Here is a 14,325-nt window from a genome sequence, read left to right as displayed (position 1 = left end):
TCCCAGTCCATTTAGTCCCAACTGATCTATTTGGAGGTAGAATATGTTGATCAAACTTGGTCAACAGTTGGTCAACATATCAAAAATGACACAAAAAAATCAACACCCTATAAGTGTTGATATTGGCGGAGAAGGAGGGATTTGAACCCTCGCGCCGGTTGTGCCGACCTACCGCTTTTCGAGAGCGGACCCTTCAGCCACTTGGGTACTTCTCCTATTCAGTTGACAAGTAATATTATACAGCCGATTTCATAAGTTTGCAAACAACTTTAGTGGAGCGTTTTAAGCTGCTTATGATTCCTTTTCAATTCTGCATACGATCTCATAGTAGGCTGCGTGCATCCCCATCCTTGAATATCGTTCAGGAATGATCCTATTTATTCCTCCACCCTTTCTGGCCCAACCTCCCTGGTATATCTTAACCCTGTCAGGCAGGATATCTCCATCCAGCTTTATGATGGCCTCTAAGGAGCCCTTCTCTGTGTATACCCTTACTGTTTCACCCTCATCAAGGCCCAACTCATTTGCCTTTGTGGTGTTTATATGGACTGTTGGGACATGGTCTCCTTCTTCAAGGGCGAAATGCTGTGAATGCAGTGAACCCCTTAGCTTTGGTGTTATCAGGTAAAAGGGATGGTCCTTGGAAATTTCAGTCTCAAGACTCCTGTATCCAGCTGTTGGAGAAAAACCCTCCTCCTCTGCTGTTTCCGAATAAAACTCAAATTTACCTGAAGGGGTCAAAAACCTACCATCTCTCCATGGTATATCCAGGACTTCAGGAACCTTGATGGGTTCCTCTTTCAGTTTCTCAAAATCAATCTTTTCCCTCATGGGCTCTGTGATTTTTTCAATCCACTCTTCCTGGGACATGATGGGAAAATCTTTTAGCTCCAATCTCATGGCTAGCTCATTTAGGATCTCAAGCTCGGAAAGAACCCCTTCAGGAGCCTCAACCACCCTATTGCAGTAGTTTATATAGCTGTGGTTTGCAGGTGGCATGACGATGTTATCCTCCTCAAGAGGATGCTTTACTGGAAGTACAACATCCGAGGCAGCTGCTGTATCAGTAAGGTACATATCCAGGGCAACCTTAAAATCCACTGAGTGGAATGCCTTAAGTATCTTCTCTGTGTCCATGCCCTGGTTTACAGGGTTTGCCCTTGCTGTATATATAAACCGTACTGGAGGATTCTTCTCTGTCAAGATAAAGTCTCCGAGAAGAGGCCTTTCGTAGGTCCTCTTTTCTTTTGCAAGCCCCGTTCCCTTCAGAAAGTCCTCATCTATAAGCCCCTCTGATACGCTGTTATTATAGCTTACCCCTCCTCCGGACTGTCCAATGTTTCCTGTTACGGCTCCCAGAGCATCAACTGCACGTACAGTATCTCCCCCGTTGGAGTATCTTTGGATTCCAAAGCCAAGTACTATGGCAGCGGGCTTAGTACTTCCATACTCCAGGGCAAGGCCTTCAATCTCTTTATGGTGAATTCCTGTTGTTTCTGAGACCTGATCCTTGTCCAGATCCATCACAGCCACTTTAAGACTTTCATAGCCAATTGTGTTCTTCTCTATGTAATCCTTATCCACAAGATTGTTCTCAATCAGGACCTTTATCATATACATTGCCATAAGTCCGTCAGATCCAGGCTTTGGTGCCAGGTGAAGATCTGACATGGCAGCTGTTTCAGATGGGAGTGGGTCTATTGTTACAAGCTTGGCGCCTTTCTCTTTGGCCATTTTGATAAAGGGTATCACATGGGGTCCTGTGGTCACAGGATTTCTTCCCCATATTATTATCATCATGCTGTTGAGATAATCCGTTGGCTCATGGGCAAGACACTTTCCGAAATCATACCTCTGTGCCTCCACTCCTGCCCCTGCACACAGGCTGCCCTTTGGCATGGTCACACCACCATAGGCATTGAAAAACCTCAGGTCTGCCTTTTTCAGGACCCCTGAATTCCCAAATTCACTTATGTATAGAAGGGCTGTTGTGGGATAATCCTTCCTCAGATGTTTCATCTTTTCTGCAACAAGGTCCAGAGCCTCCTGCCAGGTTGCTTCCCTAAGGACTCCAGCTTCCCGTATAAGAGGTTTTAACAGTCTTTCCTTGCCCTTCCTCATCTTGATGTGTTTATAGCCCTTCTCGCACAGAAAACGCCCTGTCACAGGATTATTGGGATTCCCCACAAGCTTTTTGACCTGTCCATCTTCAACTAGGGCCTTTATTGAGCACGAATCCCAGCAATCCAATGTGCAGGCAGTACTGATCCATTTCTTGTCCATTGTGGCCTCCTCTACTTTCTCCTTCTAAGCTCTCTGAAAAAATCCTTTAAGAGCTGTGCACAATCTTTTTCCAGAACCCCTGTCTTCATCTCCACCCTGTGATTAAGCCTTGGATGCCTAACAAGGTCCTCCACAGAGCCACAGCAGCCGTGTCTTGGGTCCATGGCGCCGATTACAAGCCTTGGTATCCTTGCGTTGACAATGGCACCTGCACACATGGCACAGGGCTCCAGGGTCACATAGAGGGTACAGTCCACAAGCCTCCATCCACCAAGATACCTGCTGGCTTCCTGTATGGCCATTATCTCAGCGTGGGCTGTGGGGTCATTTTTTGTCTCCCTTTTGTTGTAGCCTTTTCCTATGACCTTGTCATTGTATACAACAACAGCACCCACTGGTACTTCGTAGGTGCTGGTCTTAGCGATATCTAATGCAATTTTCATGTATTTTTCGTCCATATTAGATCACCTTTACATAAATGGTGCACCCGAGAGGAATCGAACCCCTGCTCATGCCTTAGGAGGGCACCGCTCTATCCTTCTGAGCTACGGGTGCAAGTCACAAAGATATTTTACAACTATTTTTGTCCTTTGTCAAACATTACAAACAATTTTTAAAACCGGATTGTGTATTTGCACAACCCGGTTCATTGTTTCCTATGCTGCCATCTCTTTCTTGTTCTGCATTCTCTGGATTAAATATGTTCCTACAAGTACCACAAGTCCGAATGCATCAGTCATAAGTCCTGGGTTCAACAGCATCAAGGCTGCGGCCGCCAGCAGAACTCTTTCTATTATGTTGGTCCTTCTGATCAGGTAGGCCTCGACGGCCGCTGCCAGACAGAGTATTCCTATTACCGCCGAAAGTATTACAGGAAGTGCCTTAATAAACGGCATAAACACAACTGTTGTGCCAACAATCTCCTCAACCATTATAAGCTCTGGGTTGATTGCGAAAATATAGGGTACTATGAAGGCGGCCAAGGCTATCTTCAAAGCCTGAAAACCTGTCTTCATGGAGTTGGACCCTGCTATTCCCGCACCGGCATATGCTGCCAATGCAACCGGTGGAGTTATGTCTGCAACCACGCCAAAGTAAAGAATGAAAAGGTGAGCTGCCAAAAGGTTCACTTCAAGCTTGATTAGTGCAGGCACTGCCATTGTAGCAAGTACGATGTACTTGGCAGTTGTGGGCAGTCCCATTCCAAGTATGATTGAAGCTACCATTGTAAAGAACAATGTAAGCAATAGATTTCCTTGAGCTACCGTTACAATTATCTCTGCGATTCTAAGTCCAAGCCCTGTAAGTGTTACAACCCCAACTATCATACCTGCAGTGGCGCAGGCACAGGCAACTCCAACTGAACCCTTGGCTCCTGCTTCTAGTGCTCCTAGAAAATCCTTGAAGGTAAAGGAACCGTCTCTTCTTATTAATGTTGCTATAACCGCTACGACCATACTGATTATTATTGCCTTGAAGGCGGCTAGAGTAGGTGTGTTTCCTGCTATGAGGAAGTACACAACACTCACAAGTGGAATCAGAAGGAAGCCTCTACTAAGGAGTAGCTTGCTTACCTTGGGAAGCTTTTCCCTTGGTATTCCCTTAAGTCCCAGCTTGGATGCCTCAAGGTGAACCATTGTTCCAACTGCGAAGTAGTACAATACTGCAGGTATTGCTGCTGCTATTATTATCTGAAGATAGGATATTCCTGTAAACTCAGCCATTATAAATGCTGCAGCTCCCATTACAGGAGGCATTATCTGACCGCCAGTTGAAGCTGCTGCCTCGACTGCGCCGGCGAAGTAAGGCTTGTATCCTGTCTTTTTCATCAAAGGTATTGTAAATGCACCTGTTGTTACAGTGTTTGCAACTGAACTACCAGAAATTGATCCCATGAACCCACTGGCTACTACAGCTGTCATTGCAGGACCACTCTTAAGGTGTCCGGTCATTCCAAACGCCATGTCAATAAAGAATTTTCCAACGCCAGTCTTGTCCAGGAAGGCACCAAACAATATAAACAGGAATACAAAGGTCGCTGATACACCGGTAGGTATACCCATGATACCCTCAAGACCCATGTACATGTGTGAAACTATCCTGGTTAGTGAGAATCCTCTATGAGCAAGAATCCCAGGCATTTGCGGTCCGAAGTATGCATAGCTAAGGAACACAATTGCAACGATTGGGAGCTCTGGACCCACTACCCTTCTTGTTACCTCCAGGGTAAGAAGAATTGCAGCTATACCAAACACAAGGTCCAATGTGGTAGCGTTTCCACCCTTGAGAGCCATCTGCTCTGGGAATAGGAATATGTAGCCGAACACCACAATTGCGACCCCCATCAATAGAAAGTCCAATATTGCAGGTTTCTCCCTGCTTGACTTCTTTCCTGCGGGATAAAGGAATAATCCAATTATAAATGCAAAAATAATATGTAGCGATCTCTGTCTATAGGATAGCAATGTTCCAAAGCCTGCTGTATAAAGGTGGAATGTTGACATTGCTATTGCAATTACAGTGACAACCGTTGAAAGCGCACCCTTCATTTTTCTTAGCTTTGACGCTTCCTTATCGTAGGATTCCATCAACAGGTCTACATCAAGGTTTTCATCTTCATCAATAATATCTTCAATTCCCTCTGCTTCTTTTTCTGCAGTTGTCTGTTCATCCACAGATTCTTCATTCTTTGTTTCTTCTTCCAGATTTTCATTGTCTAGTTTTTTGTCGTCATTCATTTAAACCCCTCCTTTGCCAAATAAACTATGATTGGAGTCCTTTGGGTTTCAAATTTTACTCCTTCGGTAGGCTCCGAGAATTCAACGAAAAGGTATGTTCTTTCCCCTACCATAAGCTCGTGATTTGCCCTTACTGCTCCAGTTCTGTAAACGAGGTTTGTCATTTTTTGGTCAATGTTGTACAGTCTAAACCCATCCTCAACAATATCAAAGTCATAGGGACTAGTTGCTGGAAGTCCAGCACCGTAGGACTGAAAAACGGTTTCCTTAAGTACAATCTCTCCCTCTTCAATCTTATACATCTCCCATACAGGTGTCCGTTCAACGGAATGTATATACTTGATTGTGAAGGACTTGTCCTCCCTCGGCCACCATGAACTCAGATACTCTCCGCTTCTTGCATCAGACGCCCTTAGAACCTCAATGGGATAAAGCATCATGCCAATCGCCATTAGAGACACGACCACTGCCAAAATCCTCTTTAATAAGGGAAAGGTACTGATACTATCAGTACCTTTTCCATTGAATTCTTTCCTACTGGATGCCCTGCTCATCGTAGTACTTCTGAGCACCTGCATGAAGGTCTATTGGCATACCTGCCAATGCAGTTTCAAGCTTAATGTCATTTCCTCTTGCATGTGTATCGATGATAACCTGTCTTTGCTCGAACATGCTCTTAGTCATGTTGTAAACCAAGTCCTCGCTAAGATCCTCTGGTACTATAAGCATTGCCATTACTGCTGCCGATGTAACATCTCCGGTCATACCCTTGTAGCTGTCTCCAGGAATTGATACTTCGGTGTAGAATGGATATTTCTCTGCCAATGAAGCTATTTTTGCAGAGTCCATTGCAACTACTACGATATCCGCAGTTTGAGTTACCTCAGTTACAGCTGATGTTGGAAGTGCACCTGTTACGAATGCAGCGTCTACCTGCTTGTTCTTAAGCTGGTCAGCAGCTTCATTGAATGAAAGGTAGTCAGCTTTTCCAAGATCACTATAAGTCATTCCGTATTCTGCAAGAATCTGTCTAGCATTTACCTCAGTTCCTGATCCAGGAGCTCCAACTGCAACCTTCATTCCTGCAAGGTCCTCGATGCTTGTGATGCCTGAGTCAGCTGTAGCAATAACCTGAATAACCTCAGGGTAAAGCATTGCCATTCCTCTGATGTTTGTTATTGGCTCCTGACCATCAAAGGTCTCTGTTCCCGTGAATGCATAATAAGTAACATCATTCTGTACAAAAGCAAGTTCCGCTTCGCCTTGAGCAACAAGGTTAACGTTCTCAGCTGATGCTCCAGTTGACTGTGCATTTGCATTTACTCCAGGAATATTCTCGTTGAAGATTTTAGCAATTGCTCCACCAAGTGGATAGTAAGTACCGCCTGTTCCTCCAGTAGCTACAGATATAAACACGTTCTCTGCTGGAGCTTCTCCACCAGGCTCTTCTCCGGCTGGTTCCTCTGCTGCTGGTGAGCAACCTACCATAAGTGATAGAGTCAGTATAAATACCAACCATAATGATAATGTCTTTTTGTTCATACTCATCCCCCTTTTTGATTTTCATCTTTTCCAATTGTCCGATTCTGACTATTTGGACAACTTGTAAATACATTATAACTCAATTTCAAGTGATAATCCACTAAAATTTTGTCTAATCGTTCTTGAATCTGATGTTTATAACATTTACAGATTCAAAAAGTGGAATAGTCCGAAGATTTCATCTTCGGACCATATCATTCTATTTCTCAAGTTTTTCCATCCCGCCCATGTATTTTCTAAGGACTTCAGGAATGATTACAGATCCGTCTCCCTGCTGGAAGTTCTCCAGTATGGCTGCAAAGGTTCTTCCCACTGCAAGACCTGAACCGTTTAGTGTATGAAGATATTCAACCTTTCCGCTGTCCTCTCTTCTAAATCGAAGATTGGCTCTTCTGGACTGGAAGTCCTCGAAGTTGCTGCAGCTTGAAATTTCAACATACCTGTTGTAGCTAGGCATCCATACCTCCACATCATATGTCTTTGCTGAAGAGAATCCAAGGTCTCCTGTACTAAGCATTACAACCCTGTATGGGATTCCCAGCCTCTTAAGGACCTCTTCGGCATTGTTGGTTAGTGTCTCAAGCTCGTCATAGGACTTGTCCGGATGGGCAAACTTTACCATCTCCACCTTGTCAAACTGGTGGTTCCTGATGAGTCCCCTGGTGTCCCTCCCTGCTGAACCGGCCTCCTGCCTGAAGCATGGTGTGTAGGCTGTGTAGTATACAGGCAGCTGATCCTCAGTGAGTATTTCATCTCTCAGGAGATTTGTCAGGGGAACCTCAGCTGTTGGCACAAGGAAGAAGTCCTTGCTTGGCACGTGGAACATGTCCTCTTCAAACTTTGGCAGCTGGCCCGTTCCTATCATGCTGTCCCTGTTCACCATAAAGGGTGTGGACATTTCAGTGTAGCCGTGTTCACCTGTATGAAGGTCCAGCATAAAACTGATTATAGCCCTTTCAAGTCTAGCACCTGCACCCTTGAAAACGCTGAATCTTGCTCCCGATATCTTCGAGGCCCTTTCAAAGTCCAGAACATCTAGCTCTGTTCCAATGTCCCAGTGAGCCTTTGGCTCAAAATCAAACTCCCTTGGAGTTCCATCCTTTCTCACTTCAACATTGTCCTCATCGGATTCACCCTCAACCACACTGTGATGTGGGGTGTTTGGAATCTGAAGAAGCAGTGTCTTTAGCTCTTCATCGACATCCTTTACCTGACCGTCGAATTCCTTGACCTTCTCTGAAAGCTCCTTCATCTGGGCAAATATGGGCTCTACATCCTTGCCTTCCTTTTTAAGCTTTGGTATCTCCTTTGACACCTTGTTCTGCTCAGCCTTCATTTCCTCAACATGAACAAGGATCTCCCGTCTCTTCTCATCCAGCTCAAGCACCCTGTCGATTGGGAAATCTCCATGCCTTTTTGCCAGTGCTTCCTTGACCTCCTGTGCATCCATTCGTATTCTCTTAATATCCAACATACTATTCCTCCTCCTGTTCGTAATAAAAAAACCCCCGTCCCCATAATAGTAGGGACGAGAGTATACCCGCGTTGCCACCCTAGTTAACCGCATCAGCGGTTCACTCGAATTTTCTAGGCTCAGGGTCGGATTCTGCAATTCCATCTGACGGTTTTCACCAGCCACCGACTCTCTAAAAGACTTTCCTGCATACTATTTCCCTTCACTGCCCTATTTAATTAAAATCCATTATAGCATATCTGAGTTCAATGTCAATACTTTACTCAAGGTATGGTGGGATTTCCACCGTTTTTATCTCTCCAACATCTCTCATTTCAAGCTTGTTGAGGACCATTTGATAAATTTCAGGTGATCCGGATGTGAGCACCTGGAGAGATCCTTTCCCTTCCTTTTTAAGGATACCCTTCTCGTGAAGGATCATCCTCATTGCCTTGGCTTGCTGGAAGCCTGGATTTATGTAGTTTAGTGTTGGATCCAGCTCAAGGAATATATCCTCCACTATTGGGTAGTGGGTGCATGCCAGGACAATATTATAGAAATTGCCCATCTGGGATATGCTTTCCAGATGTCCTCCTATGGTGTCATATATCTCCCTGGATTTGTAATCCCCTCTATCCACAAGCTCAGCAAGCCTTGGACTTCTTTCAGAGGATATCTCATAGTCCTTTCTTCTTTCTCTTAATAGTTTTTCATAGGCCTTTGTCCTGATTGTAAAGTCAGTCCCAAGTATGACCATTTTGTCTATGCCCATATTCTCTATATGGTTCACCGTTGGGGTGATTATATCTACTATGGGAAAATCGAACTTATCCCTGAATCTATCTGCTATTGTTGAAATGGTATTGCAGGCTATGGCCACCATTTTCACATTTCTCTTCTCAAAATACTTTAACATTGCCATTGTAAGTGTAAAAATCTCATCCTCTTCACGATTTCCGTAGGGAACATTCTTGCTGTCTCCAAAATATATGATGTCCTCGTGAGGCAGGATCTTTTGGATCGATTTTACAACTGTAAGACCTCCTACACCTGAATCCAGTACTCCAATAGGTTTCTCCATTTAATTCCTCCTAAATTATAGTGACATGTCCCCTCTTTTTATGTACCCTCTTTTTCTCATCCATTCGGATACGGAAAAGGATATGAGTCCGGGGAATACAAAGTGCATCATCAAAATCATCAAGAAAACATATACACTTGCACCCATGGTCTCAATCATTGCAAACTGCCCGACAAGGCCGCTTGTACCCATACCGGCTCCAAGGGAATTGCTTCTCATTTCAAGCAGGTAGGTGGATACAGGTCCAAGTATCGCCGAAGCAACAATTGATGGTATCCAGATCAGGGGATTCCTTACGATATTTGGAATTTGGAGCATGGAGGTTCCAAGTCCCTGAGCTACCAGTCCACCCATCCCATTCTCCCTGTAGGATGCTATTGCAAAGCCAACCATGTTGGCTGCACAGCCTACTGTTGCTGCTCCCGCTGCAAGTCCTGAAAGATTTAGGGATATTGCAAGGGCTGCGGAACTGATGGGAAGGGTTAGTGTTATTCCCATGATCACTGACACTATTATTCCCATAGGTATTCTGTGCATTTCAGTAGCCTGATTGATAATAGCACCAATTCCATTCATAAATGCTGCTATGTATGGTGAAATGTAGCTTCCTACCAAGCCTCCCACTAGGATTGTTATCATCGGAACCAGAATGATGTCAAACTTGGTCCTTCCCGCCACAACCTTGGACAACTCGGCACCTGCAAGGGCAGCGACAAAGGCACCAACCGGCTCACCAATCGCAATCACTGCTGTCGCTCCATCGAAGGAAACGCTTCCTGCGCCTATGGCTCCAGCCACCGCTGATGCAAATATCCCCAGGGGAGGAGCTCCCACGCTGTATGCCACTCCCACTCCAATTGCCGGCCCCATCATCCTCTGGGCCACATTACCGAAATATACAAGGGATGGGATGTCCCCATATAATCCAATCTGCCTGATGATAAGTCCTATCAGCAGAGATGAAAACAGCCCTAAAGCCATCCCGTTAAGTGTCTTTACAATGTAGTCCTGTATACCTGTTGCTTTTCTTGCCATTATTCGACTCCTTTTAAATTTATTCCCATCTAAGATCCTTTCCGAAGAATCTTAAGGGTATGAATTTATCAAATATCCTTGAGAATACCCTGTCGGTATATATCTCGGATATTTCATTAGGTGTAAGGTTTGTTGATATTATGGTCTTTTTACCTGCAAGTAGCCTTGTGTTGACTATGTTGAATATCTCAGCATTTGTAAATGTATTTGAAATTTCCGTTCCAAGATCATCTATTATCAGAAGGTCCGCCTGGAAAAGCAGGTCGTACTCATAGTCTGATATCTCACGGCTTCCCTTCCCAAATCTTCTTTTCTCCAAAATATCCAGGATTGTGAAGGCAGTCTGGTAGATCACTATCTTGTTCTTGTCCAGCAGGGCTTTTGCAATGCAGCTGCACAGGAAGGTCTTTCCCAGTCCTGTTGTTCCGTAGAAAAGAAGGTTCTCGCCGTTGTTCTCTTCAAAGTTTCCTATAAAGCCTTCCGCATAGCTTAATATGTCCAGCATATTCTCCCTGGGGGTAAGCTCTTCCCCATCAAAGGTCTCCTGGCTGAACAGGTCTATGTTGAAGTTCTGGAAATTTTCCTTGTGCAGAATGTTTTCCAGGTTTGACATCTTGTAGGATCTGTTGATAAGAAGCTGCTTCATGCAATTACACCTTTTGGAATCATCAACATACCCTGTGTCCTTACAGATGTTGCATGTATACCTTGGCTCAAGATAGTCTGCAGAGATATTCCCCTCTGTCAGGACAAATGCCTTCTCCATCTTAAGGGCTTCGATCTTTTCCCTAGCCTCCCTGGCTGCCTTTTCCGAATCATCTGGCTTTAGAAGTACCTTCTTGGCCATTTTAAGCCCGGTGCTTCTGATCTCGTCATCCAGTTCCCTGACCCTTGGCAGCTTTCTGTAGACCTCCTGCTGCCTCATTCTCAAATCCTTCTCGGCATTGTCCCTTCTCTTTTCGTATATTAGTTGTATCTCCTTCAATACAGGATTATTCATCAGAACCACCGTTTCCCTTCATTCTGTGGGCTTCACGTTTTCTCTTCGCCATTTTCTCAAGATCCTCAGGTGAGTATTTTGCGCTTCGCTGCTCAAAATTGTGGAATCTTGTCTTGTGAGGTGTGGCTTTCTTTCCTGAAGTCTTGTAGGACTTTCTTTCGGGCTTATCCTCTGGCTTGTCAAGAACCTGAATATCCTCAACCTTCCTTACTCCCTTTCTATACCAGTCGCTTATCACTCCGTCAATGTAGTTGACCGTTGGATACTGGACCTTGTTAGCGGCCTCACAACCCTTAAGCACAAGCTCCATTGAATAACCATACTGGTCAAACCACTTATTTATAAGGTTCAGGTCTCCGTCAGTTACGCCCTTGTGCTCCAGGCCGATTGACTTCATAACCTTCTGGTACCTGAAATACTTCTGGTCAACCTTGTTGAAGTATTCCATAACCGCATCCATATTCGTCAGACCTTGATCGTACCAGTTTCTAATTATACCCTCAATATACTTAATGCTCCTTTTATTTTTCATCTCAGCCCCATAGCTGAAGGCTTTCTCTATCACATCCGGATTCATATTGTAATCCTGAACCCATGACAGAATCTGCTTTTTCTCCATTGGAGCTGTCTGTCTCCTCATCATGAAATCTATGTTGTTGAACATCTTGTTTATAATGGGAATCTGATTTGCCTCTATCAGGTCCTTCTGACTTGAGGCGCGAGGCTTATCTGCCTTTGGTGCATTTCCCTGACTCATAAGGTTGTTCTTTATGAAAAGCTGCTTCAGATTTAGAAATACTACCTTGTAATCTACCTCATCCGCTCCTTCTTTTCTGATTATCCCCTTGTTCTCCCAAAAGTCCCATGCTCTGAGAACATCCTCCATGGGAATATCCAAATGCTTTGAAATGGTCTTGTTTGTAACCTCGATTCTATTGTCCCTGTCATGGGCATATTTATAGCCCAGCAAATAGACCTTGACATAGGTTCCATTGGCCATGGGCATGTAGTCGTTCAGAAATATATTCTCTATGGGAGTATCCCCTAGATCCATATCCGTAGTTTCAATTATAAAACTCATCCGTCAATCATCCCCTCAAGCCCATTTAATCTCTCTTCATACCTCTTCCTGGTAAGCTTCATTTTGTAGATATAATTATATATCTTTTCATCTTTAAATACAAAACAAGATTTTGATGCCATTATATCAGGGTGTTCCTTGGAAACCCCCTCAACAGGGAACAGGTCCGTGTAGTATTGGGTCTGAATGAATCCCAGCTTTTCATAAACCCTGATGGCTCTCCTATTGAACTCAGCCACCTCAAGATAAAGGGTCCTCATTCTCATATCCTTGAAGTAGTGAGGCAGGAATGCCTGGAGGCTTTCAGTTCCATAGCCCATGTCAAGGTAATCCGGATCAAATACTATTCCCAGATATGCACTTCTCTTGATGAATCTCTTGTTTTTTATTCCCAGGTATCCCACAAGCCTTCCTTCCTGGTTGTGAACACCGTAATACTTGTTCCAGATGGTAAATGTCTTGTATCTGAACCATTTTTTTATTTCAGAATCATTTTCATATGGAAAGTTGTAATCATCCAAGAGCACCGTTTCATGCACTCCCCAGCTTCTCATGGATTTTGCATCCTCCAGGGTCAGGGGGGATAGGGTAACCCTTTTTCCTTTTATTATCATTATTCTCACATCTCCAAAAAAATAACCTCGAGGTCTCCCCTCGAAGTTATTTTACACCATAATCCTAAGTTTATCAAAGACTAGTTTATTTATACACGCAGCGTCAAAATGTGTCAATTTAGGGTTTGATCTGGCTCTCTTTAGACTCCTAGCCATTTCCTGGCTCCATGTATCTCTCCATATTGAGAAACTTTGTGTACTCATGCTTGAAGACAAGGTCAACCTGCCCAGTTGGACCATTTCTATGCTTTGCGATTATTACCTCGCCGATGTTCTTCTTTTCTGATTCCTGGTCGTAATAATCGTCCCTGTACAGGAACATTACCACGTCTGCATCCTGCTCAATTGCACCGGACTCCCTAAGGTCAGAAAGGATAGGTCTGTGGTCTGAACGCAGCTCCGGAGCACGAGAAAGCTGGGATAGAGCAAGTACGGGACACTCCATCTCCTTGGCTATAGCTTTCAATCCCCTTGATATGGCTGAAATCTCCTGCTGTCTGTTCTCAACTCGTCCATCAGCCTGCATTAGCTGAAGATAGTCTATGACTATAAGGTCCAGCCCCTTCTCCACCTTCAATCTACGGCACTTTGCCTTCATTTCCATAAGTGAGATCCCAGCGGTATCGTCGATGTAGATATCCATCTTGGACAAGGGGGCCATTGCATTGACAACCTTTATCCACTCATCATCCGACAGGTTCCCGCTTATTATCTTCTGAAGGTCCACATGGGCCGTTGCACTGATTATCCTCTGGACAAGCTGCTCCTTGGACATCTCCAGTGAAAATACTGCAACCTTGCCGTTTCCCTTTAGGGATGCATTTGTAGCTATGTTTATTCCAAGGGCAGTCTTTCCCATGGACGGTCTTGCAGCAAGTAGGACAAGGTCTGATTTCTGGAGGCCTGACAGCTTATGGTCAAGGTCTGAAAACCCGGTGGTGAGCCCTGTTAGCTCTCCCTTGTTGGCAGCCCTCTCCTCAATTTGGGCAAAGCTTGAAAGGAGGACCTCGCTTATTGGATGGAAGCCCTGCTTGTGGGCTCCCTGGGTAATGTCGAATATGTTCTTTTCAGCTCTTTCTATTATTGCATTTACGCTGTCCGAGTTGTCATAGGCAAGCCCCATGATTTCATTGCTGGAGCCAATCAATCTTCTGAGTATTGACTTCTCCTGTACAATATCGCAGTAATACTTTGTATTAGCTGTAGTTGCAACGCTTCCAGAGAGGTTAGCAAGGTAGGTCACCCCACCGATTCCCTCAAGGGAGCCACGTCTTTTAAGCTCCTCGGAAAGGGTTACAAGGTCAACGGGCTCGTTCCTGTTGTTCAGAACAAGAACCGCCTCATATATCTCCTTGTTTGCATCCTTGTAGAAGTCATCTGCCCTAAGATGCTCTATTGCGGTATTTATTGCCTCCTTGTCAAGAAGCATGGCTCCTATTACCGACTGTTCAGCCTCCATGCTGTGTGGAGGTATTCTTCCAATACCTGTTTCCATGTG

At 44.5% G+C, this 14,325-nt stretch carries 12 protein-coding genes, 2 tRNA genes and 1 other annotated feature; all 14 genes read right to left on the bottom strand.

The features are described 5' to 3' along the window. Nucleotides 1-123: 123 nt before the first annotated feature. The 14 genes from ACKVDP_RS08875 to dnaB all read right to left on the bottom strand — a co-directional run bounded on the left by ACKVDP_RS08875 (nt 124) and on the right by dnaB (nt 14,322). Nucleotides 124-215: transfer RNA gene (locus ACKVDP_RS08875), tRNA-Ser, on the bottom strand. A 76-nt stretch (nt 216-291) separates the two neighbouring features. After that, entirely contained in the window at nt 292-2,283 is a 1,992-nt protein-coding gene (locus ACKVDP_RS08870) for a molybdopterin-containing oxidoreductase family protein (RefSeq protein ID WP_409228466.1), read from the bottom strand. An 11-nt stretch (nt 2,284-2,294) separates the two neighbouring features. Next, entirely contained in the window at nt 2,295-2,741 is a 447-nt protein-coding gene (gene tadA, locus ACKVDP_RS08865) for a tRNA adenosine(34) deaminase TadA (protein WP_409228465.1), read from the bottom strand. A gap of 21 nt (nt 2,742-2,762) precedes the next feature. Continuing rightward, nucleotides 2,763-2,838: transfer RNA gene (locus ACKVDP_RS08860), tRNA-Arg, on the bottom strand. 101 nt (nt 2,839-2,939) lie between these two features. Further along, nucleotides 2,940-5,021, bottom strand: a complete 2,082-nt coding sequence (locus tag ACKVDP_RS08855) for a TRAP transporter fused permease subunit (protein WP_409228464.1) — start codon at nt 5,019-5,021, stop codon at nt 2,940-2,942. Then, a complete protein-coding gene (locus ACKVDP_RS08850) occupies nt 5,018-5,575 on the bottom strand; it encodes a DUF1850 domain-containing protein (protein ID WP_409228463.1) in 558 nt (185 codons plus the stop codon). Before ACKVDP_RS08850 ends, ACKVDP_RS08855 begins: the two co-directional genes overlap by 4 nt. After that, complete coding sequence (locus tag ACKVDP_RS08845; protein WP_409228462.1) at nt 5,556-6,563, bottom strand: TAXI family TRAP transporter solute-binding subunit; 1,008 nt, start codon at nt 6,561-6,563, stop codon at nt 5,556-5,558. Before ACKVDP_RS08845 ends, ACKVDP_RS08850 begins: the two co-directional genes overlap by 20 nt. A 199-nt stretch (nt 6,564-6,762) precedes the next feature. Further along, nucleotides 6,763-8,037 carry a serine--tRNA ligase gene (gene serS / locus ACKVDP_RS08840; protein WP_409228461.1) on the bottom strand — a complete coding sequence of 425 codons (1,275 nt, stop codon included), beginning with the start codon at nt 8,035-8,037 and terminating at the stop codon, nt 6,763-6,765. A gap of 47 nt (nt 8,038-8,084) precedes the next feature. Beyond that, nucleotides 8,085-8,252: a binding site (T-box leader), on the bottom strand. Nucleotides 8,253-8,296: 44 nt separating this feature from the next. Next, nucleotides 8,297-9,097 carry a glutamate racemase gene (gene murI, locus ACKVDP_RS08835; RefSeq protein WP_409228460.1) on the bottom strand — a complete coding sequence of 267 codons (801 nt, stop codon included), beginning with the start codon at nt 9,095-9,097 and terminating at the stop codon, nt 8,297-8,299. 15 nt (nt 9,098-9,112) lie between these two features. Beyond that, the gene (locus ACKVDP_RS08830; protein WP_409228459.1) at nt 9,113-10,132 is read right to left on the bottom strand and encodes a PTS transporter subunit IIC; all 1,020 of its coding nucleotides are present in this window, start codon (nt 10,130-10,132) and stop codon (nt 9,113-9,115) included. Between the two features lie 19 nt (nt 10,133-10,151). After that, nucleotides 10,152-11,132 carry an ATP-binding protein gene (locus tag ACKVDP_RS08825; protein WP_409228458.1) on the bottom strand — a complete coding sequence of 327 codons (981 nt, stop codon included), beginning with the start codon at nt 11,130-11,132 and terminating at the stop codon, nt 10,152-10,154. Then, nucleotides 11,125-12,213 (bottom strand): DnaD domain protein, encoded by a 1,089-nt coding sequence (locus ACKVDP_RS08820; RefSeq protein WP_409228457.1) that lies wholly within the window; start codon nt 12,211-12,213, stop codon nt 11,125-11,127. Before ACKVDP_RS08820 ends, ACKVDP_RS08825 begins: the two co-directional genes overlap by 8 nt. Continuing rightward, on the bottom strand, nt 12,210-12,827 hold the full coding sequence (locus ACKVDP_RS08815; RefSeq protein ID WP_409228456.1) for a GNAT family N-acetyltransferase: 618 nt from the start codon (nt 12,825-12,827) through the stop codon (nt 12,210-12,212). Before ACKVDP_RS08815 ends, ACKVDP_RS08820 begins: the two co-directional genes overlap by 4 nt. Nucleotides 12,828-12,975: 148 nt before the next feature. Then, nucleotides 12,976-14,322, bottom strand: a complete 1,347-nt coding sequence (gene dnaB / locus ACKVDP_RS08810; RefSeq protein ID WP_409228455.1) for a replicative DNA helicase — start codon at nt 14,320-14,322, stop codon at nt 12,976-12,978. Between the last annotated feature and the right edge of the window lie 3 nt (nt 14,323-14,325).

This window comes from Gudongella ferriphila, assembly GCF_046224405.1.
Lineage (GTDB): Bacteria > Bacillota > Clostridia > Tissierellales > Tissierellaceae > Gudongella.
This window is presented reverse-complemented; position numbering and strand designations above follow the sequence as displayed.